Genomic DNA, 24,058 nt, shown 5'->3' with positions numbered 1-24,058 from the left:
GTCAGCCCAGTCCCGGCACGTGAACCAGCAGCAGGTAACCGTTGAGACACAGCAATGATCCCGTGAGAGCGCAGATTATTGACAGGCCAAATACCGGGCGCGAGCCGGACAGGATCGAGATGGAGGCCATGACGATGGCGATCTGCAGAAGTGCTTCGGCATAGTCAAAGTAGGGGTCTTTGGCGACACCTATATCGCGCTGGCTTTCAAACTTTTTTGCTGCCTGTTCTATCTCACGTTTTTCGGAGTTATAGCGCTTTTCCTCGGCGGCATATGACTGTCGGTTTTTTTCGTACAGTTGCCGCGCCTGCGGGTTCATTGAGGCCCCGCGTTCGACAAGCAGCGCCGCAGCCTGCTGCTGCTCAACCCGATAAAGGTGCTCACGCATGACCTTGGACTGGTAAAAAGCCCACTGATTGGATGACTGCTGCTGTGACAGCATCATGTCTTTTGCAGCATTGTTGCCGCCCAGCGATGTAATCGCCAGCATGACTGCGAAGAGAGCCGTACACAGGGCAACCCGTTTGGAAAATACATCCTTTTTTTGTTCTTCAAGCTCTTCGGGATTGGGAAGTTCTATTTCCGCCATGCAACCACTCTCCACTCGATTATTTTACTGCCGGCGCAGCTGGTTTGGCCGTTCCCGGCTTTTCCGGCTGCCTGATTTCGACCTTGCCGCCCGGAACGACCCGCATCTGGCCATCAATCACCACCTGTTCACCCGGCTGGAGTCCACTTTCTATAACCGTCAGGCCCTGTACGACGGAACTGGCGACAACCGGCCTGAGTTCGGCGGATGCATCCGGCTTCACGACAAAGACAAACTGCCCTTTCTGCCCGGTCTGGATCGCCTGGCTCGGCACAACTACCGCGTTGTTCTTCATGGCAAGGGTAATCGACAGATTGACAAACTGGCCGGGCCAGAGCTGTTTTCTGGCATTGCTGAAGGATGCTTTGATCCGGATGGTCCCGGTGGTCGGGTCAACCGTATTATCGAAGAAGGAAACAACCCCGCTTTCCTTGCCAGCCCCTCCCGTCACCTCCGCCTCTACCACAACCTTGCCGGCAGCCATATGGCACTTTAATACGGGCAATTCCTTCTCAGGAATGGTAAATGTGGCATTGATGGGGGTCAACTTGTTGATCGTAACAAGTACCGTATCATTGGCCTTGACCACGTTACCGCGATCAACGGCCAGTACACCCAGACGGCCGCTGATCGGCGAGGTGATCGTGCAAAACGCCAGCTGTTCCCGGGCGCTGTCAAGCGCAGCCTGATCGGCAGCCACATCGGCGGCAGCCGATTCAGCCCTGGTACGGTAGCCCTCGGCCTGCTCCTGGGTAACGATGCCGTCCTTGACCAGTTGCGAGTAGCGCTCGTAGTCCTTGCGGGCATTCGACAGGATGACCCGGTCCCGGGCCAATGCAGCTTCAGCCTTTCGTATAGCGGCCTGATAAGTGCGCGGATCGAGCTGGAACAGCAAGGCCCCTTTCTGCACCTCCTGCCCTTCACGAAAGGCGACCCTGGTCAGTTCACCGCTGATCTGGGTCCTGACAACCACACTTTCAGACGCCTCCATGGTGCCGATCGCCTTGAGCTGCACCGGCACATTTCGCCGGGTAGCCGCAACAACATCGACCAGGGCGGGAGGTCGTGGTCGTGGTTTTTCAGTTTTTTTGGCACACCCCGCACTACCTGCAAGGAGCGCCAGCAAGAAAAACCAAACACATCTCCGATAACGAGTCATCATCCACTACTCCGAAACAAATACCTGCAAATGAACTCATGGGCGCAAAATTATATACCAACTCAGTTGCTACGACCACAGCAATTCCGCAACAGCCAAAAAAAACAAAAACCCCTTGTATATCTAGGGGTTTTTGTTGTTACCATGTTCTGCGAGCCGGTTGTTATTCCCTGACGTAGGTATCCATATCCGTTTCATCCACCATCCCCATGATGCGGGAGTATTCGGCCTCGATCAGCAGATAGTGGTTGTGGGTTTCATGGGCGTTCCACTCATACACCGTGCGCACCTCGTTATCAGCAATCTTCGCAGCGGACTCCCGCAGTGCGATCTCCAGCTTCTGTTCCTTCTCCATGGCCAATTCCAATGCTTTTTGCTCACTGAAATCAGCACCGATCAGGCGAGCCAGTGAGCTGATCCAGTTGGACTCGTTATCGGCCGGTATGTCCAGAAAGTCCGCCAGTGAAGGGATATCAGGTCCGCGATACACCTTGAAAAAATGCGCGGCATGCTCCCGTTCTTCCCGGGCCAATGTCTCAAAAATCCGGCGGGCGTCAGGGTCTTTCATCTGGCGAGCTCCCAACTGGTAAAAATTCATGGCGTTTTTCTCGGTCTGTATGGAACGCTTGATGGCCTCCTGCACGTCGATACTCATGGTCGTCTCCTTTCCTGCAGGTTATGAAAAAAATGATACTATAAACTCTTAGTTTCAAATAACACCATTTTTGTCCTGTTTGTCAAGCAAATGAAACTGCCCAGTTCGCCAAAGCAATTGACAGTTCCGGCTATGGGCGTGTAATAAAGAAGTCATCTTATTGCAGGAGGTTTCGGCGTGGCAATTGAACCCAACAAAATCATCTATTCAATGATGCGGGTCAGCAAGTTTTACGACAAAAAACCGGTTATCAAGGACATCTCACTCTCATATTTTTACGGCGCAAAAATCGGCGTGTTGGGCCTGAACGGCTCGGGCAAGAGTTCACTGCTCAGGATCATGGCCGGGGTGGATAAAGATTTCAACGGACAGGCGGTACTCTCCCAGGGCTACACAGTCGGCTATCTGGAGCAGGAACCACAGTTGGACGAGTCCAGGACAGTCCGTCAGATCGTGGAGGAAGGGGTTCAGGAGACCGTCGACCTGTTGGCCGAATTCAACGCCATCACCGATAAATTCTCCGAGCCGGATGCGGATTTTGAAAAACTGTGTGAACGTCAGGCCGAACTCCAGGAAAAACTTGACCATCTGGATGCCTGGGACCTGGACAGTCGCCTGGAGATGGCCATGGACGCCCTGCGCTGCCCACCGGGCGACTCGCAGGTACAGGTACTGTCCGGTGGCGAAAAACGCCGGGTGGCACTCTGCCGGTTGCTGCTCAAAAAACCGGATATCCTGCTGCTGGACGAACCGACCAATCACCTGGATGCGGAATCGGTGGCCTGGCTCGAACATCACCTGCATTCCTATCCCGGTACGGTCATCGCAGTAACTCATGACCGCTACTTCCTGGACAACGTTGCCGGCTGGATACTAGAGCTGGACCGGGGTGAAGGCATCCCCTGGAAAGGTAATTACTCTTCCTGGCTGGAACAGAAGCAGGGTCGTCTGGCAGTGGAGGAGAAAACCGCCAGCGAGCGTCAGAAGACCCTGCAGCGCGAGCTGGAATGGATCAGGATGTCACCCAAAGGTCGCCACGCCAAGGGCAAGGCGCGTATCAGCTCCTATGAGCAGCTCCTGGCCCAGGAAAGCGAGAAGCAGGCCAAGGACCTGGAAATCTACATCCCTCCCGGACCCCGTTTGGGCGGGGTCGTGGTTGAGTTCAATGATGTGGCCAAGGGCTATGGCGACCGGCTGTTGTACGAAGGCCTGAACTTCAACCTGCCTCCTGGTGGGATCGTCGGCGTGATCGGCGCCAACGGGGCCGGCAAAACGACCCTCTTCCGGCTGATCACCGGACAGGAACAGTGTGATGCTGGGGCCATACGGATCGGCGAGACCGTCAAGCTCGGATACATGGACCAGTCCCGCGATGCTCTCAAACAGGAGCAGACCATCTGGGAGGCAATTTCCGGCGGTGACGAGCAGATCCAGCTCGGCAAGATTGCGGTCAACTCACGGGCCTATGTGTCCCGTTTCAACTTTTCCGGTTCAGATCAGCAGAAGAAAGTCGGCATGCTCTCTGGTGGCGAACGAAACCGGGTCCATCTGGCCCGCATGCTGAAGGAAGGGGCCAACGTGCTGCTGCTGGATGAGCCCACCAATGACCTGGATGTCAACACCATGCGCGCCCTGGAAGAGGCCCTGGAAAACTTTGCCGGTTGCGCCGTGGTCATCAGCCATGACCGCTGGTTCCTTGACCGTATTGCCACCCATATACTGGCATTCGAGGGAGATTCCAACGTGGTGTATTTTGACGGCAACTACTCCGAGTACGAGGAAGACCGCAAGAAACGCCTGGGGGCAGCCGCCGACCAACCCCATCGCATCAAATACCGTCAGCTGACTCGCGCGTAATTAACCGGACACATCACCACATCCATTGCAATGAAAGGATAAGCTCTCATGTCCTTCACCGGAGACCTGGCACACCTGCCGATAGTTGATGTTATTCAGCTGATTCATTCCACCAGAAAATCCGGCACCCTCAGTATCAAAAGCGACAAGGGGGAGAGCCAACTGGTCTTCAGTGACGGGTATTTCGCCAGCGCAAATCATCTCAACAACAGTGTCCGTATCGGCCAGATCCTGGTCGAGAAAAACTTCATTACCCAGGAATGCCTTGATCAGGCACTCCATAACCAGAGAGAATCAGGAGCCGGCCGAAAACCGTTGATCGCAACCCTGATCGAGCAGGGTTCCATCAGCCCGGATAACGCCTATAGCGGCCTGGAATGCCTGATTGAGATGACCATCGTCGAAGTACTGACCTGGACCAGCGGTACCTTTTCGCTGGACGTGGAAAAGGTCGATACAAGCGATGAATACCGCTATTTTCCAGAAATACTGAAGCGGGAAATACTTCTGAACGCCCAGGCGATCCTGATGGATGCGCTCCGTATTTATGATGAAAAAATGCGGGACGGCACGCTGGAGGATATCTTTTTTTCAGCCGGAGAAGCAACCGGATCTGACATACCAAAAAACAGCAACGCGAGTCAATCCGTCACCGCTGACCTGCTGGGCCTGGATGCCCTCGACGGTCTCACAAAAAAGATTCCCGACGTCTTTATCGGCCTCAAGGATCATGATGCAACTGAAGAGCACCGCACGATCATTGCTGCTGAACTGGACAAACTCCCCCATGACGGACAGGAAAAACTCTGCTCGCTCCTGACCCGGATTTCAACGACGCCCATGATTGGTGAAGGATCAGGCGTATCCGGCAGACTGCCGCTGGCCGTGATTGTGTTCAGTCGTGACCCCTTTATAAAACATGTGATTACAACGGTCTGCAGGCATAAAGGCTACATTGTGTTCACAACCGATGATGACACCAATCTCAATCTGATTATCGAGCAGTCATTTTCACGGGACCTGCTGCCATTGCTGATCTTCGATGATCCGGCCTTCATAGGAAATGGTCATACACACCAAACCGTGTCATTGCTGCTTCGGCAGAAACGGGAAACGTACCCTCGAATCTCCATTCTTCAGCTGAGCACGGCACTTAATGATCAAACCTCTCCTGTCCATGTACTGGAGGAAGGTGTTGAAACACTATTTCCACGCCCCTCCCTGGGATATGGTACCGATTCCTTCGTGACGGCAATGGAAGGTTTCATTCAATCCTTCAGCCTGGTTATCGAAAAGTCCTTTACCCAACCGGACCGGCAGGCGGCGCGCAAATTAAAAGAGAGCATCATAACCCTCGGTGCGCTCAGGGAACCTCCGGAGATTGCGTTGGAAATACTGCAGTACGTTTCCTCCCTTTTTGAACGGGCCATTACATTTGTTGCCGTTGCTACGGACCTGATTGCCGAAAAAGGTATCGGTATCAATGCTGACAAGAGTTCAGGACCAACCAGCCCCTTGATGTTCAAGATCTCTCTCGGGCAACCATCGGTTTTTCAGGAAGCAATTGAAAAGCGCCGCATGTTTTACGGTCTCAGCTCGGATGAACTGCTGAAAACCCAGCTCTACACTATAATCGGCACACCCTACAGCAGCAAAATTCTTCTTCTGCCGCTGATTATGTCAGGAAACGTCATCGCTCTGATCTATGCTGATTTCGGCCAGACGCCACCGACTCCGGTCAAGACGGAGTACCTGGAAATCGTGTCTCGTCACGCCGGACTGGTACTGGACAATTCCCAGTACCGAAAGAAATTTGAAAAATTAACCCAGCACCCCTAGCCCTGATAATCGGGACCAGAGCGGAAATAACTTTTTTTTATGATAATATGACTGTCAGAGTTTTAACAAAGAGAGGACCTCTATGGACATAAACATGCTGCACCAGATACTGGATATCGCTTTCCAGAAGCAGGTTTCGGACATACATTTCGAAGTGGACAATCCTCCTTTTTTCAGAGGAAAAGGCCAGCTCATCCGGGCCAAGATGGCAAACCTGACTGCAGCTGATACCGAATTGATCGCTGCCGAAGTGTTGGGGCATAATAATCGCCAGCTAAGCAGCGACCTGAAGGAGTCTGACGCCTCCTACGCCCTGGCCAGCGGCGGCCGTTTCCGTGTCAGCATCTTTCGCCAGAAGGGTCACTACGGGATAGTCATGCGGGTCATCCCGCCGCACATCGGCACGTTTCAGGAGCTTAACATCCCAGCGGTTCTAACCGAAATTGCGGAAGCGCCCAACGGACTGATCCTCGTCACCGGCCCTACCGGTAATGGTAAATCAACCACGCTGGCCTCAATGCTGAGATACCTGAATGAGAACCACAGCTACAATATCATCACCATCGAAGACCCGATCGAGTTTATCTTTAACTCGGAAAAGAGTTGTGTCATCCAGCGCGAGGTGGGAATCGACACGGACAGCTTCAGTGCCGCCCTCAAGGCAGCACTGCGAATGGATCCGGACGTGATAATGGTTGGTGAAATGCGCGACAAGGAAACCATCGACGCCTGCATCAAGGCTGCTGAAACCGGACACCTGGTTTTTTCATCCCTGCATACCAACGGGGCCGTTTCGACTATCAATCGAATTATCGGCCACTTTCCTCCCGAAGCTCAGGAGATTATCAGACAGCGACTGGCAGATATCCTCGTGGCAACCGTTTCCCTGCGCCTGATCAAGGATAAATCCGGCGAAAACATCCTGCCGGTAGTCGAGATCATGCGCGCCACAACAACCATCCAGGCCTGCATTCGTGATGGACGGCTGGACGAAATCGAGAAACACATCGAAAACGGGGCGAACCAATATCATATGCAGACCCTTGATATGCATCTGCTGGAACTGTACAAACAGGATAAAATAACCATAGAGGATGCTAAACGTTTGACCCACTCAATGGATTTTGAACGCAAGGTCATGTTCGAGAGCGAATAAATTATTATTTGGAAAGAAGGGGCAGCCACACAGACACGAGGATGTAATAACGAGGATTACCACACATTGATGCCGGGCAATTTAATGGCACAATAAATGCTTGCCAATAAATACAATCACTTTGCCACACGAGAACCCGCTCCCGAAGCGGCCTTATTCCAACTTCCCAACGGAGAAACAACGTGAAATGGCTAGTTACTGTATTATTCCTCGCAGCAACATCTTCTTTTGCGGCTGACAATCCTGATATTCTTCAGTTAAAAAATGGAGTAACCTTCTCCCACAAAGCACACCAGTCTTATCACAAAAGCGACTGCAAGGTATGTCACAGGAAAGCCGGTGAAACCCCCGGCCATATTGCAGGGTTTAGCAAGGATGTTGCACACAGGCTGTGCCGGACGTGCCATGCCATGAAAAAGGCGGGGCCGGCCCATTGCAAGGGCTGCCACATTCACTAGTTTCAACCGGGAGATTCCTGCGTTAAGGCTGGGGATGGGGAATACGGCTATCAGGTTTTGCGGGTATTTTCAAAACTTGTCGTCATCAGTGCAATAAAGGCTTCACGGGTTTCCGGGCTGGCAATTGTTGCCGACTGCTCCTCAATGTAGGACAACTGACGAGCTGTCAGCTGTTTTTTGCGGGGTGCATCTTCTGGTGGCTCCGGAGCCAAGACAGCATCTCTGCCTATCTGTCCAGACCTGAGCACTATTTCCCTGACGACCTCCCCACCCAGACGTTCATTGAGCTTTTCTATCATCATTCCCTTGAGAAATGTCAGCTCCTGCTTCCAGGGGCCACTGGATACCGCAACGGTGAGAGAGCCTTTGATGATACGCAGGGGCGTCGCCCTGGCAGCAACTGTCTTGCCGACAACTTCGGGCCACAGCCGCCATATTTCGGCCTCTTTCAAACGTTCTGCCAACCCGATTGCAGTCAACTCAACACGGACAACATCACTGAGAGGCAAGGGATATCGCAATCGGGGCCGTTTTGCCATGCTACCTTCTCCGGCGGCTGAGCATACCGCCAATAACCTGACCTGCCACCGAGCCTCCCAGGGTAAGCGGAATAATCTGCCATCCCAGTCCGGCTTTTACCCGTAAAAGCACGATAAACGGGATCGGAAGATGAATCAGAAAGAACCACATGAATGAGTATTTATTGTAGTTCTGACGCAGATACCCGCACGGGACGCTGACAACAAAAGCTAGAATGATGAGTCCAGTGGCAGTGATCCACACTTGCATACATTGCTCCTTTTGGGCATAGTAGAAACTCGCATACCGTTTGTCAATCTGCTTCTTTTGTTACAGGCAATCTAATTATGGAGAACAGACTCATGGTTCAGGAAGGTGATTTTCTGGCCGTCTTCAATTCTGCCCACCGGGTAATGAAGGCTGAAAGCACCCTGAAATCCCGCGGGCTTTCGATCCTGCTCATTCCTGCTCCCCGGCAACTGATGACAGACTGCGGCCTGGCCTTGCGCATTGGCCCGGAAATCAAGGACGAGGTCATGCGGGTGCTTGCCGAGGAACAGTTGCTACCTGCTTTCATCAACAGGTTTAGCGGCGGAAAATATCATAACGAACAAGATCTGTGCGGAGATGTATGATCATGGAAACAATTGACTGCAGAAATCAGGCCTGTCCGGCTCCTGTTATCAACGTCAAGAAAGCGCTGGAAGCACAGGGCGGGGTGCGGGTGATTCTGGATAATGGCGCGCCCCGTGAAAATGTTACCCGTTTTTCACGAAATCGTGGCTATCAGGTTGCCGAGCAACAGGATGGCGCAAGCTGGATCCTCACCATTTCCGGAGGCCCTGATAAAGTCGGCCCCGCTTCTCTTCCGGCATCAGATGACAGCCGCATTCTGCTGATAACCTCCGACCGATTGGGGGATGGACCAGAGGAACTCGGCAGACTGTTGATGAAAAACTTCATCCATACACTTCTCGAATCCAGCGAATTGCCCTCACGCATGCTTTTTCTCAACACCGGGGTGTTTCTGACCTGCGAAGGTTCTGACGTATTGGAAGCACTGGGAAAACTTCATGGCATGGGTATAGAATTATTTTCTTGCGGAATGTGTCTGGACTTCTTCAAGCTCAAGGACAAACTGCAGGCTGGGACAACAACCAATATGCTCACCACTGTCGAGAGCCTGCTGACAGCCGGACAGGTGATAAAGCTCTAGTAATCCAAATAGTTCTTGACAGTTTTCAATATCATACTTTATAGTGATCCCCTTTTAGTCAGTTCCGTAATGACTCGTATCAAACTTATCCCGCTCAGGGGTCAGAATACTCCGTTTTAGAGACGACGTAACCAACGATGTTTGACAGCCTTTCCGAAAAACTTGAGTCGGTCTTCAAAAAACTCCGCGGCCAGGGAGTAATGACCGAAGAAAACATCAAGGATGCCTTGCGCGAGGTGCGCCTGGCGTTACTTGAGGCTGATGTCAACTTCAAGGTCGTCAAGGATTTTGTTGAAAGCGTCCGGACAAAAGCCATCGGCGTTGAGGTACTGCAGAGCCTCTCACCCGGCCAGCAGATCATCAGGATTGTTCACGATGAGCTGGTTGCTGTCATGGGCGGAGGAAGTGACAATCTTCTCAATCTGTCCGCAAAACCACCGGTAGCAATTATGATGGTCGGACTGCAGGGAGCCGGCAAGACAACCACCTGCGGCAAACTTGGAAGACATCTGAAAGGCCTTAAGCGTCGTCCGCTGCTTGTGCCTGCAGACGTTTATCGTCCTGCCGCTATCGAACAGCTGAAAACCGTCGGCAAACAGCTCGGACTTGAAGTTTTTGATTCTTCGTCAGATCAAAAGCCGGTCGATATCTGCGTTGCAGCCATGCGCTTCGCTGAGCTGAACGGCTACGACACGGTTATTCTTGATACCGCCGGCCGACACCAGATTGACGACTTTCTGATGAGTGAGCTGGCGGAGATCAAAACCGCCACCCAGCCTCTGGAAATACTCTTTGTAGCCGATGCAATGACCGGCCAGGAAGCGGTCAACGTAGCGGGTGGCTTCAATGAACGCCTTGAAATCACCGGCGTTGTGCTGACCAAGCTGGACGGTGATGCCAAGGGTGGTGCGGCCCTCTCTATCAAGGCTGTTACCGGCAAGCCGATCAAGTTTGTCGGCGTCGGCGAAAAGCTGGATGCACTTGAAGTTTTCCACCCTGACCGTCTTGTATCACGCATCCTGGGAATGGGTGATGTGCTCACCCTGGTGGAAAAGGCCCAGTCGATTTTTGATGAAAAAGAGACGGCCAAACTCCAGCAGAAACTCAAGAAGAGCCAGTTTGATCTGGAGGACTTCCTCGCCCAGCTCCAGCAGATCAAGAAGATGGGATCACTGGAATCGATTATGGGCATGATACCCGGCATGGGCAAGATGATGAAACAGATGAAAGGCTCCCAGCCGAGTGAAAATGAGATGAAACGGATTGAAGCCATCATCCGCTCCATGACACCAGGCGAACGGGCCAATCACAGCATAATTAACGGCAGCCGCAGACTGCGTATTGCCAAGGGCAGCGGCACGACTGTTCCCGAGATTAACCAACTGCTCAAGCGCTTCACCGAAGCGCAAAAAGTTGTAAAACAACTGCAGAAGCTCGGGCCCAAAGGTCTCCTCAAAGGTATGGGGGGTCTCGGCAAGGGCATGCTGCCGTTTGGATAACATACGCATCACAGTTTTATAAATAACGCAGAAGGAACAACCCAGGAGGAATCACAATGGCAACAAAAATCAGGCTTGCTCGTGCAGGCGCAAAAAAAAGACCTTTCTATCAGATCGTTGTTGCAGACGAGCGCTGCCGCAGGGATGGCCGCTTCATCGAAAACATGGGCACCTATGATCCGACAAAGAACCCGGCCGCAGTCAAACTGAATGAAGCCAAAATCATTGCATGGCTTGGCAAGGGTGCTCAACCTACCGACACCGTCAGACAGCTTCTCAAAAATGCTGGAATCCTGGACAAGGTAGCCGCAGCTACGGCTTAGTGCCCGTATTCCATCCCGGTCCGCCGGTCATTTTACAATGAGCAGAGGATACCGCCATGAAAGCACTTGTTGAAACCATCGCGAAGTCACTGGTCGACGACCCCTCCAAGGTTATGGCAACCGAAGAGATGGAAGAGGACACACTGGTTATCAAGCTGACTGTCGCCAAGGAAGATATGGGGCGTATCATCGGCAAGGAAGGACGTACCGCCAAGGCGATCCGGACTATCCTCAATGCGGTATCTACCAAGGGCAACAACAAGGCTATTCTTAAAATTGTGGAATAAATGAGTGATTCGGAAGAACTGATCCCGGTTGGAAAAATCATAGGTACCCACGGTATCAAGGGACAATTGAAGATACACTCCTACTCGGGCAATTTCGAAAGCCTGAGTGCGGCACGATCCGTTGTCTTGAAATCAGCTGACGGGACGTTGCGTGAACTCAATCTGAAATGTTTCAATGCCAATTCAGGCAAATTCATTATAGGCCTTCAGGACTTTGATGACATCGACCAGGTCAAGCCACTGGTTGGAAACGAGTTATGCCTGAAACGATGCAATCTGCCGAAACTGTCAGATGACGAGTATTACTGGAGTGACTTGATTGGACTTCAGGTCGTGACTGATGATGGCATGTTGCTTGGAGCAATCACCGATATCTTTGAAACCGGCAGCAGTGATATTTATGTGGTCCGGAATGATAAACGTGAATATTTGATCCCGGCCATTGGTGATGTCGTTAAACAGGTTGACCTGGTGAGTGGTAAAATTGTTATCACGCCGCTTGAAGGCCTGCTTGATTTATGAAATTTGACATACTGACCCTGTTTCCCGGCATGTTCTCCGGACCGTTCGATGAAAGTATCATCAGACGCGCCAGAGATAAGCAGCTCATTGACATTGACATACACAACATCCGTGACTGGGCCACTGACCGGCACCAGACCACCGACGACGCCCCCTATGGAGGCGGAGCCGGCATGGTGATGAAGGTTGAGCCACTGACCAGCTGCATTGAATCCGTCAAGAAGCTTCGCCCCGCTTCAACCGTGGTGATGACCTCTCCACGTGGGCGCCGGCTGACCCATCAGGTAGCCACAGAACTGTCCGAACTTAAGGGACTGATCATCGTGTGTGGTCGCTATGAGGGCATCGACGAGCGCGTACGTTCACTGTGTATCCAGGATGACATCTCCATCGGAGACGTGGTTCTGTCGGGCGGTGAGATCGCCGCCATGGCAATTGTGGACGCGGTTACACGACTCATCCCGGAAGCACTCGGCAACCAGGAATCGGCAGAGGGTGATTCATTCTGTGATGGACTGCTGGAGTACCCTCACTACACCCGCCCCCCTGAATTCAGGGGACTGGGTGTGCCGGAGGTGCTGCTGTCCGGAAACCATGAACTGATCCGGAAATGGCGACGTCGCGAGTCATTACGCAGTACGATTGCGCTCCGGCCCGATCTCATGGCAGGTATGGCCTTCACCAAGGAAGACCGTAAAATCCTGGCAGAACTGGAGCAAGATGATGCCTCCAGTCGCTAATCTGGCAATAGCGCTTGTGCACCACCCGGTCTATAACAAGCATCACGAGATTGTCACGACTGCGCTGACCAATCTGGACCTTCATGATATTTCCCGTTCATCCAGAACATTCGGTCTGGACCGGTTTTATATCGTTACACCGTCGCACGACCAACAGTGCCTGGCACTCAGGATTACCGGGCACTGGCAGGCCGGCTGGGGTGCTGCCTATAACCCAGACCGCAAGGAAGCACTTGATATTGTAAGAGTGGTCGACAATCTGGAGTGTGCTGTCAGTGATTTCCAGAAAGGTTTCACAGAACCGGTCAAAACAGTGATTACGGGGGCGGCCCATCGCCCGGGAAGTAGCACAATAGCGGCATTCAAGCAGATGCTCGGCAATCCGGAGCAGCCATACCTGCTTCTTTTGGGAACCGGCTGGGGACTAACGGATGAGTGCTTTGAGTCAGCTGACCTGATCCTTGAACCCATTGCAGGAGCAGGCACATATAATCACCTCTCAGTCCGTTCAGCGGCGGCAATTATGCTCGATCGACTGGTAGGTATGCAGTAGAAACATATATTCGCAACAAAGAGAGACATAGAGGAGGAAACAAACCAATGAATACCATCGATTTCCTGGAATTCGAACAGATGAAGAAGAATATCACCCCCTTCAAGGTTGGTGATACCGTCAAGGTGCATGTAAAAATCGTCGAAGGCGACAAACAGCGTATCCAGGTCTTTCAGGGCGTCGTAATCGGCCGTCAGAAAGGCGGTATTCGCGAGACGTTTACAGTCCGCAAGATCTCCAATGGCATCGGCGTTGAGAGGGTGTTCCCGCTCCACTCCCCGATCCTTGAGCAGATCGAGGTCATCACCCGCGGACATGTTCGCCGCGCCAAGCTCTTCTACCTGCGCAAACTGCGCGGCAAGGCTGCCCGTATCCGCGAGCGCAAGTACGTCAAAGCTGCTTAAGATTAAAAAGCCCCGCTCAGCGGGGCTTTTTGCTTTTAGTAAGTTAGAAATTATTTTCTGCGATTTCTTGCAGGAAAAAATTTAGTTAACGCACTTATCCTGTTTATCAGGGTCCGGATACAGCGATGATTCAGACCGAACTCTTCAGTTTGCCAGCGGTTGACCAGCTCTCCTTCGAGCGGCAGGGGCTCAGTAACGGCTATCAGCTGATCGCCGGCATTGATGAGGCCGGCCGTGGTCCCTTGGCCGGACCGGTTGTTGCTGCAGCAGTCATTCTTCCCGTCGGACTGTTCATCAGGGGGGTCGATGATTCCAAAAAACTTTCCCCGGACAAACGTGAACAACTCTTTGATACCATCATGACCCAGGCGGTCGCCGTCGGCATCGGCATGGGCTCACCCGAATTGATCGACCGGATCAACATCCTTCAGGCTACGCGTCACGCCATGCTTGAGGCGGTATCACAACTCATTCCACAGCCTGACTATCTTCTGATCGACGGCATCAGCACCATCAACTCCCCTATCCCCCAGAAAACCATCAAAAAAGGGGATTCACTCAGTCATTCCATTTCAGCAGCCTCGATCATAGCCAAGGTCACCCGTGACAGGCTGATGCGGGAACTGGACCTGGTTTATCCCGGATACGGTTTTAGCGGCCACAAGGGCTACGGCAGCGCACTGCATATGGAAGCGATCCGCCGACTCGGCCCCTCCCCGGTTCACCGCCTGACCTTCGGCGGCGTCAAGGAACATGTATGTTCATCTTCCTGATTTCCTTCCTTTCGCTGTACGGTGGCATCCATATCTATGCCTTTGTCAGATTGCGCCAGGCATTTTCTCCGGGACGCTCGCCATCCGCAGCTCTGGCTCTGTTTATGCTGCTAATGACACTTGCCCCGCTGCTGGTACGCATGTCCGAAAGCGCCGGGTTGGAACAGACAGCTCTGTGGATCGCCTGGCCGGCCTATATCTGGATGGGAACTGTCTTTATCTTTTGTACCGCCCTGGCGGCAACGGACCTGGTACGGATTGTTGTCTGGCTTTCCCGGCGCATTTTTAAAACCACGGTACCCGGATATCTGACCGCAGCCATTACCTGTGAAATCGCCCTGATCCTTGCCCTGTGTACTAGCGCGTACGCCCTGTATGAAGCCCGTCATATCCGGACTGACCACGTAACGCTGACCACAACAAAACTGCCGCCATCCGCGCCCGGCATCAGGCTCGTACAGATATCCGACGTACATGTGGGGCTGCTGTTCCGCGAATCCCGGCTTGAATCCGTTCTGCAGGCTGTCAGGGCAGCACATCCCGACATCCTGATTTCAACCGGCGATCTGGTGGACGGCAGACTGTCACGCGAAACGGTCAGCTCGAACCGGGACCGGATGGCTGACATGATCGCCGCAGTACCGACAAGGCTCGGCAAGTATGCCGTGACCGGCAACCACGAGCACTATGCCGGCCTTGATCAGGCGCTGGCGTTCACCCGCAAAGCCGGCTTTAGCGTACTCCGCAACCAATCCGTCACACTTCCCGAAGGGATCACAATCAGCGGAATCGACGACCCTGCCCATCGGGGCCCGGGGGTGCCGCTCATCGCTCCATCGGAACCCGAGCTGTTGCGATCTGTTCCTGCCCAAGGCTTCCGGCTCCTGCTCAAACACCGTCCGGAAATCCCGGCCACAAGTGACGGCCTGTTCGACCTGCAACTATCCGGACACGTCCATAAAGGGCAGATATTTCCGTTTAATTTTCTTGTTCTTCTGAAATTCCCGATTCCATGCGGAACAACCTCGACGCAACATCATTCAACCATCCATGTCTCACGGGGCAGCGGGACATGGGGACCGCCCATGCGCCTGCTGGCCCCGCCCGAGGTAACGATCATCGATATCGTTTCCGCCCCTCCGCCGTCATAATCACGCACTGCGCTCAGCCCACAACAAGAACGTTGCATTTTTGAGTGCTTCCAATTATTATTTTTCGTCCCAGGGAGTGACCATATGACAACCCAAAGCCCCTCAGTGCCCAAGCAGCAGGAAAATGTTCCGCTTGAGTTGGTGCCGCTTGAACAGGAAGCCGGAGTTCTGGCCGCCCTGCTGCTCAATCAAGGCATAATCAGCGAAAAGCAGCTCAACTACGCCCTGCGGGTACGCAAGAAGATTGCAACTCCGCAGACAATGATGGATACACTGATCGAGCTCGGCTATGTGGATCGTGATCAGGTAAAGGAATCCCTGCGATCCAGCCAGATCAATATTCGTCTCGGCGATCTGCTCGTTGAACTCGGTTACCTGACTGATGCAGACCTGCGCCAGGCACTCGGCCTGCAAAAGGAGTCGGGCGGAAAGAAGCGAATCGGAGAAATCCTGATTGAGGGCGGGTTTATTGAGGAACGCCGACTGCTGGAAACCCTTTCATATCAGCTGGGCTATCCGGTTGTCACAATCGATTTCGGAAAACTTGACAGAACCCTCGCCAATCTGATCCCACACAATGTCTGCAAGGATTTTTGTATCCTCCCGGTCGAAAGAGACGGCGACAAGGTAGTTGTTGCCTTTGGCGACCCGCTTGACCAGCTGGCCCTTCAAACAGCCGAACGGCTGCTCGGCAAAAATTTCAAACCGGCCATCACCTCCAAGGCCACTGTCCTGGAAGCGCTCTCTGCGCTTGAGCAGACATCGACCCAGGCCCATGTTGCTGCTGATGAAAACACGATCATCGGCATTATCAACGCCATTCTGGATGATGCCATCGACGAGCATGCCAGTGACATCCATATGGAGCCGATGGACAACCGCCTGCGTGTCCGTTTCCGCCGGGATGGCGTCATGCAGCACTACAAGGATTTTCCCCGCAGCATGGCCCCCCAGCTGTCGACCCGTCTCAAGGTCATGGGCCAGGCCGATATCGCCGAGAAACGGCGACACCAGGATGCGCGCATCCTGTTCAAAAGCCGCAAACACGGCGTCAGCCTGGATCTGAGGGTTTCAATCTTTGTCACCATCTACGGTGAAAAAATCGTTCTGCGGCTGCTCAGCAACAAGGCCTCCCTGCTCGATATCAAGGACATCGGCATGGCACCGCGCATGCTGGAGAACTTCATCTACAATGCCGTCGAGACACCTACCGGGGTTGTCATCATCACCGGACCCACCGGTAGCGGCAAGACCAGTACCCTCTACAGCTGCATCAATTTTGTGAACGATATCCATACCAGCATCATTACGGCCGAGGACCCGGTCGAGATCGTACTGGACGGTGTCTGCCAGTGTTCCATCAACCCCAAGATCGGCGTGACCTTTGAAGAGACCCTGCGGCATATCGTACGCCAGGATCCCGACATTATCGTTCTGGGCGAGGTGCGCGACAAGTTTTCGGCCGAAACCGCCATTGAAGCTGCCCTCACCGGCCACAAGGTGTTCACCACCTTCCATACCGAGGACAGCATCGGGGCGCTGACCCGCCTGCTGACCATGCAGGTCGAACCGTTTCTGATTGCATCCACGATCACCTGCATCGTTGCCCAGAGACTGATGCGCAGAATCTGCCCGGCTTGTGCGGAACCGTATACCCCCTCTCCGCTTGACTTGAGTCGCATGTTCGTCACCGCCAAGGATATTGCCGGAGCCAAGTTCAAGCAGGGGCGCGGATGCAAGGCCTGCCGCTTCAGTGGCTACAAAGGACGGGTAGGGATATTTGAATCACTGATCATGAACGAAAACCTGAGTGAGGCCATTTTGATGGGAAAAAGCTCCCTTGAAATCAGGAAACTGAGCATTGAAACAGCCGGACTGGTGACACTCTTCGAGGACGGCCTGGTAAAAGCCGCACAGGGCCAGGTCTCCGTCAAAGAGATCATCACGGATCTACCCAAACTGGGCAAACCGCGGCCTTTGGGCGAATTGCACAGAATTCTGGGGGTAAATGAATGAGCACGGATAAACCATTAATTGCACTGGTACAGGAGCATCTTTCAGGAGACCTGTCCGACCTGCCCGTATTCCATTCCGTGGCGGTACGCCTCCAGCAGACCCTCGCCAGGCGCGATTTTACCATCGACGAGGTACTGGAATTGATCAGCGAGGACCAGTCCCTAGCCGGCAAGGTCCTGATGGTGGCCAACTCCTCCTATTATGCCGGCCTTTCCAAGGTCGCAACCATCAAGGAGGCCATCGTCAGGCTCGGTGCGCAGGAGATCGCCAATGTGGCCATGATGGCATCACAGCTTGAAAGTTACCAGTCATCAAACGAGATCCTCAACACGAACATGCAGGCCCTGTGGAGTCATGCCTTCGCCTGTGCTGTCGGGGCCAAGTGGCTGGCCCGCAAGGCCGGCTATCCGGACCTGTCATCCCAGGCCTTTATGGGCGGGCTGCTGCACGATATCGGCAAACTGGCGCTGCTCAAGGTCATGGATGATATTATTCGCAGCGGGGAAAGCAGGATAACCCTGACCAAACCCCTGATCGACGAGATACTCTGCTCCATGCACGAAGAGGTGGGCTACAACCTGATGCGCTCCTGGAGCCTGCCGGAAACCTATGCAAACATCTCCATCCAGCATCACAAAGCGGAATTCGACACAACAAATATTCTTCTGACCGTGGTGCGACTTGCCAACGAAGCCTGCAGAAAGGTTGGAAAGGATATCATAGAGCATTCCGAGATCGCCCTGATAGCCTGTCCTGAAGTCCAGGCCCTGGGGGTGAAGGAAATCACCCTGGCGGAATTGGAGATTGTTGTAGAGGATGCCGGTGAATTAGAAGACATGTGACAGGAACTGCATTCTTAGCCCTGTTTTTGAGCCGGACCCTGAAATGCAGGGTCCGGCTTTTTCATTGAAGTGCAACACAGGTTTAATGTTTGAGGTATTTCGTCACCGCCCGGTTGTGTTCATCCAGGGTACGGGAAAACTGGTGGGTGCCATCCTGGCGGGCAACAAAATACAGATACGGTGTAGTGGGTGGGTGCAGGACCGCCTTAAGTGCATCAATGCCCGGATTGCCGATGGGACCGGGGGGCAGTCCCTTGATCAGGTAGGTATTGTAGGGAGAGTGCCGTTCAATGTCTGACTTGGTGACCTTCCCGGCAAAGGCCCGCACGCCGTACACAGCTGTGGGATCACTCTGCAGCGGCATGCCGATGCGCAAACGGTTATGAAATACCGAGGCAATCACGGGTTTTTCTTCAGCAGCGATCGCCTCTTTTTCGATCAACGATGCCATGGTGACGACCTGGTGACGGGACAAGCCGGTCGCAGCACCAACCGTATGCGTCAGATCGGCATACCGTTTTTCAAACTGGGCAACCATCTGGGCGATCAACTGTTCCTCAGTTCCACTGCGTGACAGATTATAGGTAGCCGGATACAGATAACCTTCCACCGTCGCCACGCTCAGGCCAAGTCGTTTAAGCAGTGCCGGGTCCCGGCACTGCTCCAAAAAGGTCGCACTTTTGAAATAGCCCTTCTGCTCCAGCAATTCTGCGGCCTGGTGCATGGAATACCCTTCGGGAAGAACGAACTTGCGGAAATCAACGTCTCCTGCAACCAGTTTTGCCAGGATCACATCCGGCGTCATGGCGTCATTAAAGCGGTAATCCCCGGCTTTCAGACGATGGGCCTGACCTCGCAGACGTGTAACCAGCATAAAGTGCCAGCTGCTGCGGATCATGCCGCTTGCCTTGAGTTCATTGGCCAGCTTGCGGATGCCGCTACCGGGCGGGAATGAAATATCATGTATTTTTGAACCATTGCCTGGCGGGACAAAAAGACAGATGAGGTACCACAACAGCAGCAGGAGCGGCAAAATTCGTACAGCCGACACGACCAGGAATTTTGGAGAAAAACGGGTAGAAAACATAGCGGCATTATGTTGACAAAATCCCCCTGAGTCAAGTCCGGGCAGCAATAATGTACCCTTTTATGATATGGTGTTTTTCAAGGATACTTTCATAAACGTTGAGGTTAACCATGACAACAAAACAATTGCCCACGTGCGAAGAAGCTGTATACCCGGAAACGGTTAATTTAGCGTTCAACTTTTCCTCAATAAAGTCTGAATTCGAATTCCGTGCCCCCGCCCAGGATCAGATAACGGAAGAAGGTGCCTGGGTAATCCTGCAGGGAAACGGCACAATACTCGAGAAAACACGCGATGGACTGAACCTGCTGCAGGGAGCGTTACCAGCCTGGCTCTGTGTGAAACACCCCCCACTTTGCATCGGTACCTGGCGTGGCAAGCCGTTGAGGGTTGTATCGATTGATAGCAGTCAGGCCTTGCAACCTCCTTTTGTCAGCGATGATTTCAACAATACCTGTGAGCAGGTGGACATCCAGACCCTGACCCTGACAGGTCTGGCAAAACAGATTCTGCACTGGGAGCGCCAAAGTCGACACTGTTCCCGCTGCGGCGCAGCAACGGAACCGATCAGCGCCAGTTGGGGCAAACGCTGCACCTCCTGCAAGCACCACCATTTTCCCCATATTCACCCCTGCGCCATTATTCTCGTCAAGCGGGGCAATGAACTGTTATTGACCCGCAAGGCGGAATGGATACCGGGAAGATACAGCCTGGTGGCAGGTTTTCTGGATTTCGGCGAATCGCTGGAGGAATGTGCCATCCGTGAGGTCAGGGAGGAAACCGGCATAGAGATCTGCAACGTGCGCTATGTCGGAAGCCAGAATTGGCCCTTTCCGGCCCAGCTGATGGCCGGCTTTGTAGCAGATTATGCAGCCGGCGAAATCCGCGTCGAACGGAGCGAACTGGAGGATGCCCGCTGGTTCCCGTCTGACGCCCTGCCGTTGCTCCCGGGCAAGCGCAGCATTGCACGCTGGATCATCGACAACTTCAAATAGCTCATCTTAAACCTCATATGCGGCAGATCACCGGGTTGCTATCCATAACCATTTGATATACCGGGACATATAGAACGGCATGCTCTTTGCGTTACAGAGTGTAAGAGATAGTGGCACTACCGTACGCCCGCACAGGGCAAGGAGAACAACATGAAACGAATCATCTGGATATGCCTGGTAGTAGTATTCATGGCTCCAACATTGGCGCTGGCCGGCATGATTGGCCCCGCCAACATCCGCTACATTGATGGCGATGTTCTGTTCCGGACGCCTGATGATGAGGAATGGCTGTCCGCATCCATCAACACACCTCTTGATGAAGGGGACGCGGTCTGGTGCCCTGACAACAGCAGGGCAGAAATTCAGCTTCCTGATGGCACGCTGGTACGACTGGATGGCGGTTCCCAACTCGACCTGCTTGCAAATGAGGACGCGTTCGTACACCTGCACCTGGCCAGCGGAAGGTTATACCTGCGGACGGCTCAGACCAGCGGCGACAACGGGCTTCAGATAGACGCCGACGACACCACCGTGGTTCCGGCTGCCCGTACCCGGCTGCGCATCGATATGCTCCCGAACAATCAGGAGGATGTTACCATATTCAAGGGAACGGCCTATGTGGAGGGTAATGGCAGCCGCACAAAGGTGCGTGCCGGTGAACATATCGCCCTTGAGGAGGGGCACAGCGAACTCCTGCCGCTCAACCCGGCCGACAATTGGGAATTCTGGAACATGGACCTTGACCGTTCCCAGTCCCGTTCAGCCAGGAGCGAGTCCTATCTGCCGGACGAGCTGCGTGGCCACGCGGCGGATCTCGATTCAAACGGCACCTGGAGCCGTGTTCCGGAATACGGTATGGTCTGGCGGCCGTCCGTTACCCTTTCGGACGACTGGGCTCCCTACCGCGACGGGCGCTGGATCTGGAAAGGCGACGACTATGTCTGGGTATCCTTTGAAAACTGGGGCTGGGTTCCCTATCATTACGGCCGCTGGGCCGTTGTAAGCGGCTTCGGCTGGTGCTGGGTGCCGCCGGCCCGCGGCGATGTGTACTGGGGACCCGGATTCGTGGGATGGTACTCCAGCGGCAGTCAAGTCGGCTGGACCCCCCTGGCCCCCGGTGAGATCTTCTATGGCCGCAGATACTATGGCAGGCAGAGTGCCATTACCACCACGGTGAACATCAACCCCACGACGGTTGTATATCGGAACCGCAACCAGCGGGGCGGTATGACGCTCGTACCGCACAATGATTTCCTGAGGGGCAGGACGAGCATTCAACAGCCGGTACGAAACCCGGGCATTTCGGTATCCATCTCCATAGGAAGTCCGCGTATCCAGCCGCTGCGTGAAACCCGCATGCCGATCATCCGGCAGACCCCTTCGCGGGTCGCCCCGCCCCGCAGCGAGCATCGTGACAGTCGCGAATTGCGCAACCGTTTCCCCCGGGTGATTCCTGAGGCAGGCTCACAGCGCCGGCGTCAGCAGCCAGCACCTGCTACAACCGCACCCGGCCAGCAGACTCCGCCGGTCAGGGAGAACCGGACTGTCTACCCGGCTGTCACGCCGAATGAGCATATAACAGCTCCCGGCCCACGCCATCAGGAAGATCCAGCGAAGCGTGAACAAAACAAGCAACAATCAACAACTCAACCGGTACCTGCCACACCCGCAACGGTACAGCCGCGCCCGGAACAGCCACGACGCATCAACCCGCCGGTTATTGCGCCTGGTGTTCAGCAGCATCAGGAACAACCCAGGCGTGAAGACAACCGGCAGCGGGCAATAGTTCCAGTTCCCCGACCGGCAGCGCAACCAGCCCCACCCTCGTCCATTGTGACCACTCCCCAGCGTGTGGAGCAGCCACGGCGGGCAAGTACACCGGCAGTTGCTCCTGCCGCCCAGCCGCAACAGGAACCACCGAGACGAGGAGCTCCTCAGACTGTTACACCCCGCGAAGCGGCTCCACAACCACAACCACAACGAGGAGAGCGTGCTCCCAATGACTCCAAAGAGAAAAAGGTGTGGAAAGTGACGACACCGGAGAATGCGGGCGACCGGGACAACAGGGACAAAGAACGAAAAGACAGGGAACTGAGATAGACAGCTCCTGCACAAAAAAGGGCATCCGCATTGGATGCCCTTTGTCAGTTTATATCATAGTGTCGTTACTTCAACAGCATCTCAATCAAGCGATGCCCTTCAACAACTAGGCCGGTGGCCTTTGCCTGCTCCTCATCGTATGAAGCCGCGCCATTGCCTGCCGCTGCCCCGCCGCGGTAGATGATAAACGGTACCGGTTCGGCGGTGTGGGTCATCAGGTGGACCGGTGTCGGATGATCCGGCGTACAGAGAACAGCATACTCCCCGAACTTCTTGATCCCCTCCAGTACGGTGCCGACAACCAGCTTGTCAAAATCATTGATGGCCTGAATCTTGTGATCCATCCGGCCGGAGTGTGAGGCCTCGTCAGGCGCCTCAACATGCACATACACAAAATCGTGGTCTTCCAGCGCTGCCAGGGCAGCCTGGGCCTTGCCGAGATAGTTCGTATCGATATAGCCGGTGGCGCCCTCAACATTGATGATGTCCAGACCGGCACATACGCCGATCCCCTTGATCAGGTCAACAGCCGAGATAACCGCGCCGCTCAAACCGAATTTTTCCCGATATGGTGTGATTTTCGGGGTTTTGCCATGTCCCCACAGCCAGGCTGAGTTAGCCGGCAGCAGACCAGCTTCCTTGCGTTTGCGGTTGACGGGATGATCATGCAGGACCATCTGGCAGGAATTCATGATGTTGATCAACTGGTCGGCCCCATCCCCCTTGGGAAGATGTTCCAGGATTGCCTTGGCGGTGATATCGTGGGGAGGCGTGGAACGCATGCCGTCCTTGCCGCCCCGCCAGACCATCAGGTGGCGATAGCCGACTCCGGCATGGAATTCAATCTCGGCACTGCCCAACTCCTGCTGCAGGGTTTCGACCAGCTCGCGGGCCTCTTCTGTCGAGATGTGACCGGCCGAAAAATCCTCCATGTAGAGTTTGCTGCCGTGGGGGGTGATGGTGACAAGGTTCATGCGGAAGGCCACATCATCCGGACCGAGCTCCACGCCCATGCTGACCGCTTCCAGCGGTGAACGGCCGGTGTAGCAGTTGCGCGGGTCATAGCCGAAAACCGAAAGGTTGGCGACATCACTGCCGGGCGGCAGGCCATCCGGAACGGTATTGGCCAGCCCAACCTGCCCATGCTGTGCCATGAAATCCATGTTCGGTGTTTCTGCGGCCTGAAGCGGTGATTTATTGCCCAACTCGCTGTATATTACATCGGACATACCATCGCCGAGGAGAATGATGATCTTCATAAAAGCCTTTCTGTGCTGACAGTTAATTATCCGGTTATATTAGTTTCCGAATCATCCGC

At 54.1% G+C, this 24,058-nt stretch carries 25 protein-coding genes; 18 read left to right on the top strand and 7 right to left on the bottom strand.

Annotated features, from left to right (window positions below; translation table 11 throughout):
• Position 1: 1 nt before the first annotated feature.
• The 3 genes from ACOCF6_RS19090 to ACOCF6_RS19080 form a co-directional block, all read right to left on the bottom strand.
• Complete coding sequence (locus tag ACOCF6_RS19090; protein ID WP_482461911.1) at positions 2 to 589, bottom strand: DUF4337 domain-containing protein; 588 nt, start codon at positions 587 to 589, stop codon at positions 2 to 4.
• A 19-nt stretch (positions 590 to 608) separates the two neighbouring features.
• Positions 609 to 1,751, bottom strand: a complete 1,143-nt coding sequence (locus tag ACOCF6_RS19085; protein WP_482461910.1) for an efflux RND transporter periplasmic adaptor subunit — start codon at positions 1,749 to 1,751, stop codon at positions 609 to 611.
• 160 nt (positions 1,752 to 1,911) lie between these two features.
• A complete protein-coding gene (locus ACOCF6_RS19080) occupies positions 1,912 to 2,403 on the bottom strand; it encodes a ferritin-like domain-containing protein (RefSeq protein ID WP_482461909.1) in 492 nt (163 codons plus the stop codon).
• Between the two features lie 177 nt (positions 2,404 to 2,580).
• Here ACOCF6_RS19080 and ettA point away from each other — a divergent pair, with 177 nt between their 5' ends.
• The 3 genes from ettA (at position 2,581) to ACOCF6_RS19065 (ending at position 7,255) form a co-directional block, all read left to right on the top strand.
• Positions 2,581 to 4,260, top strand: a complete 1,680-nt coding sequence (gene ettA / locus ACOCF6_RS19075) for an energy-dependent translational throttle protein EttA (protein ID WP_482461908.1) — start codon at positions 2,581 to 2,583, stop codon at positions 4,258 to 4,260.
• Positions 4,261 to 4,308: 48 nt separating this feature from the next.
• The gene (locus ACOCF6_RS19070) at positions 4,309 to 6,099 is read left to right on the top strand and encodes a DUF4388 domain-containing protein (RefSeq protein ID WP_482461907.1); all 1,791 of its coding nucleotides are present in this window, start codon (positions 4,309 to 4,311) and stop codon (positions 6,097 to 6,099) included.
• Between the two features lie 82 nt (positions 6,100 to 6,181).
• Positions 6,182 to 7,255, top strand: coding sequence for a type IV pilus twitching motility protein PilT (locus tag ACOCF6_RS19065; protein WP_482461906.1), 1,074 nt, complete (start codon positions 6,182 to 6,184; stop codon positions 7,253 to 7,255).
• A 508-nt stretch (positions 7,256 to 7,763) separates the two neighbouring features.
• On the opposite strand, the gene ACOCF6_RS19060 is transcribed toward ACOCF6_RS19065, so the two are convergent.
• Complete coding sequence (locus ACOCF6_RS19060; RefSeq protein WP_482461905.1) at positions 7,764 to 8,252, bottom strand: DciA family protein; 489 nt, start codon at positions 8,250 to 8,252, stop codon at positions 7,764 to 7,766.
• Between the two features lies 1 nt (position 8,253).
• Complete coding sequence (locus ACOCF6_RS19055; protein ID WP_482461904.1) at positions 8,254 to 8,502, bottom strand: hypothetical protein; 249 nt, start codon at positions 8,500 to 8,502, stop codon at positions 8,254 to 8,256.
• 77 nt (positions 8,503 to 8,579) lie between these two features.
• On the opposite strand from ACOCF6_RS19055, the gene ACOCF6_RS19050 reads away from it, so the two are divergent.
• From ACOCF6_RS19050 to ACOCF6_RS18990, 13 genes are all read left to right on the top strand, one after another.
• Positions 8,580 to 8,867 carry a putative Se/S carrier protein gene (locus tag ACOCF6_RS19050; RefSeq protein ID WP_482461903.1) on the top strand — a complete coding sequence of 96 codons (288 nt, stop codon included), beginning with the start codon at positions 8,580 to 8,582 and terminating at the stop codon, positions 8,865 to 8,867.
• 2 nt (positions 8,868 to 8,869) lie between these two features.
• Complete coding sequence (gene yedF / locus ACOCF6_RS19045; RefSeq protein WP_482461902.1) at positions 8,870 to 9,448, top strand: sulfurtransferase-like selenium metabolism protein YedF; 579 nt, start codon at positions 8,870 to 8,872, stop codon at positions 9,446 to 9,448.
• A 137-nt stretch (positions 9,449 to 9,585) separates the two neighbouring features.
• Positions 9,586 to 10,947 carry a signal recognition particle protein gene (gene ffh / locus ACOCF6_RS19040; RefSeq protein ID WP_482461901.1) on the top strand — a complete coding sequence of 454 codons (1,362 nt, stop codon included), beginning with the start codon at positions 9,586 to 9,588 and terminating at the stop codon, positions 10,945 to 10,947.
• A 56-nt stretch (positions 10,948 to 11,003) separates the two neighbouring features.
• Positions 11,004 to 11,270, top strand: coding sequence for a 30S ribosomal protein S16 (rpsP, locus tag ACOCF6_RS19035; RefSeq protein WP_482461900.1), 267 nt, complete (start codon positions 11,004 to 11,006; stop codon positions 11,268 to 11,270).
• 56 nt (positions 11,271 to 11,326) lie between these two features.
• Entirely contained in the window at positions 11,327 to 11,557 is a 231-nt protein-coding gene (locus ACOCF6_RS19030) for a KH domain-containing protein (protein WP_482461899.1), read from the top strand.
• Positions 11,558 to 12,079, top strand: a complete 522-nt coding sequence (gene rimM / locus ACOCF6_RS19025; RefSeq protein WP_482461898.1) for a ribosome maturation factor RimM — start codon at positions 11,558 to 11,560, stop codon at positions 12,077 to 12,079.
• A complete protein-coding gene (gene trmD / locus ACOCF6_RS19020; RefSeq protein ID WP_482461897.1) occupies positions 12,076 to 12,819 on the top strand; it encodes a tRNA (guanosine(37)-N1)-methyltransferase TrmD in 744 nt (247 codons plus the stop codon). The genes rimM and trmD overlap by 4 nt, the downstream gene beginning before the upstream one ends.
• A complete protein-coding gene (locus ACOCF6_RS19015) occupies positions 12,800 to 13,372 on the top strand; it encodes an RNA methyltransferase (RefSeq protein WP_482461896.1) in 573 nt (190 codons plus the stop codon). The genes trmD and ACOCF6_RS19015 overlap by 20 nt, the downstream gene beginning before the upstream one ends.
• 47 nt (positions 13,373 to 13,419) lie before the next feature.
• Positions 13,420 to 13,776, top strand: coding sequence for a 50S ribosomal protein L19 (gene rplS, locus ACOCF6_RS19010; RefSeq protein ID WP_482461895.1), 357 nt, complete (start codon positions 13,420 to 13,422; stop codon positions 13,774 to 13,776).
• 125 nt (positions 13,777 to 13,901) lie between these two features.
• Positions 13,902 to 14,549: a ribonuclease HII gene (locus tag ACOCF6_RS19005; RefSeq protein WP_482461894.1), complete on the top strand. Its 648-nt coding sequence runs from the start codon at positions 13,902 to 13,904 to the stop codon at positions 14,547 to 14,549.
• The gene (locus ACOCF6_RS19000; protein WP_482461893.1) at positions 14,534 to 15,700 is read left to right on the top strand and encodes a metallophosphoesterase; all 1,167 of its coding nucleotides are present in this window, start codon (positions 14,534 to 14,536) and stop codon (positions 15,698 to 15,700) included. Before ACOCF6_RS19005 ends, ACOCF6_RS19000 begins: the two co-directional genes overlap by 16 nt.
• Positions 15,701 to 15,784: 84 nt before the next feature.
• Positions 15,785 to 17,716: a GspE/PulE family protein gene (locus ACOCF6_RS18995; RefSeq protein WP_482461892.1), complete on the top strand. Its 1,932-nt coding sequence runs from the start codon at positions 15,785 to 15,787 to the stop codon at positions 17,714 to 17,716.
• Complete coding sequence (locus ACOCF6_RS18990) at positions 17,713 to 18,558, top strand: HDOD domain-containing protein (RefSeq protein WP_482461891.1); 846 nt, start codon at positions 17,713 to 17,715, stop codon at positions 18,556 to 18,558. The genes ACOCF6_RS18995 and ACOCF6_RS18990 overlap by 4 nt, the downstream gene beginning before the upstream one ends.
• A gap of 82 nt (positions 18,559 to 18,640) precedes the next feature.
• On the opposite strand, the gene mltG is transcribed toward ACOCF6_RS18990, so the two are convergent.
• On the bottom strand, positions 18,641 to 19,645 hold the full coding sequence (gene mltG / locus ACOCF6_RS18985; RefSeq protein WP_482461890.1) for an endolytic transglycosylase MltG: 1,005 nt from the start codon (positions 19,643 to 19,645) through the stop codon (positions 18,641 to 18,643).
• Positions 19,646 to 19,755: 110 nt separating this feature from the next.
• Between mltG and nudC the strand changes: the two genes are divergently transcribed.
• Together nudC and ACOCF6_RS18975 are read left to right on the top strand one after the other, a co-directional pair.
• A complete protein-coding gene (nudC, locus tag ACOCF6_RS18980) occupies positions 19,756 to 20,640 on the top strand; it encodes an NAD(+) diphosphatase (RefSeq protein WP_482461889.1) in 885 nt (294 codons plus the stop codon).
• 150 nt (positions 20,641 to 20,790) lie between these two features.
• Complete coding sequence (locus ACOCF6_RS18975; RefSeq protein WP_482461888.1) at positions 20,791 to 22,740, top strand: DUF6600 domain-containing protein; 1,950 nt, start codon at positions 20,791 to 20,793, stop codon at positions 22,738 to 22,740.
• Positions 22,741 to 22,805: 65 nt separating this feature from the next.
• Here the strand turns inward: ACOCF6_RS18975 and ACOCF6_RS18970 are convergent, their stop codons facing one another.
• Positions 22,806 to 23,999: a cofactor-independent phosphoglycerate mutase gene (locus tag ACOCF6_RS18970; RefSeq protein ID WP_482461887.1), complete on the bottom strand. Its 1,194-nt coding sequence runs from the start codon at positions 23,997 to 23,999 to the stop codon at positions 22,806 to 22,808.
• Positions 24,000 to 24,058: the final 59 nt, after the last annotated feature.

The organism is Geobacter psychrophilus (genome assembly GCF_056821595.1).
This window is presented reverse-complemented; position numbering and strand designations above follow the sequence as displayed.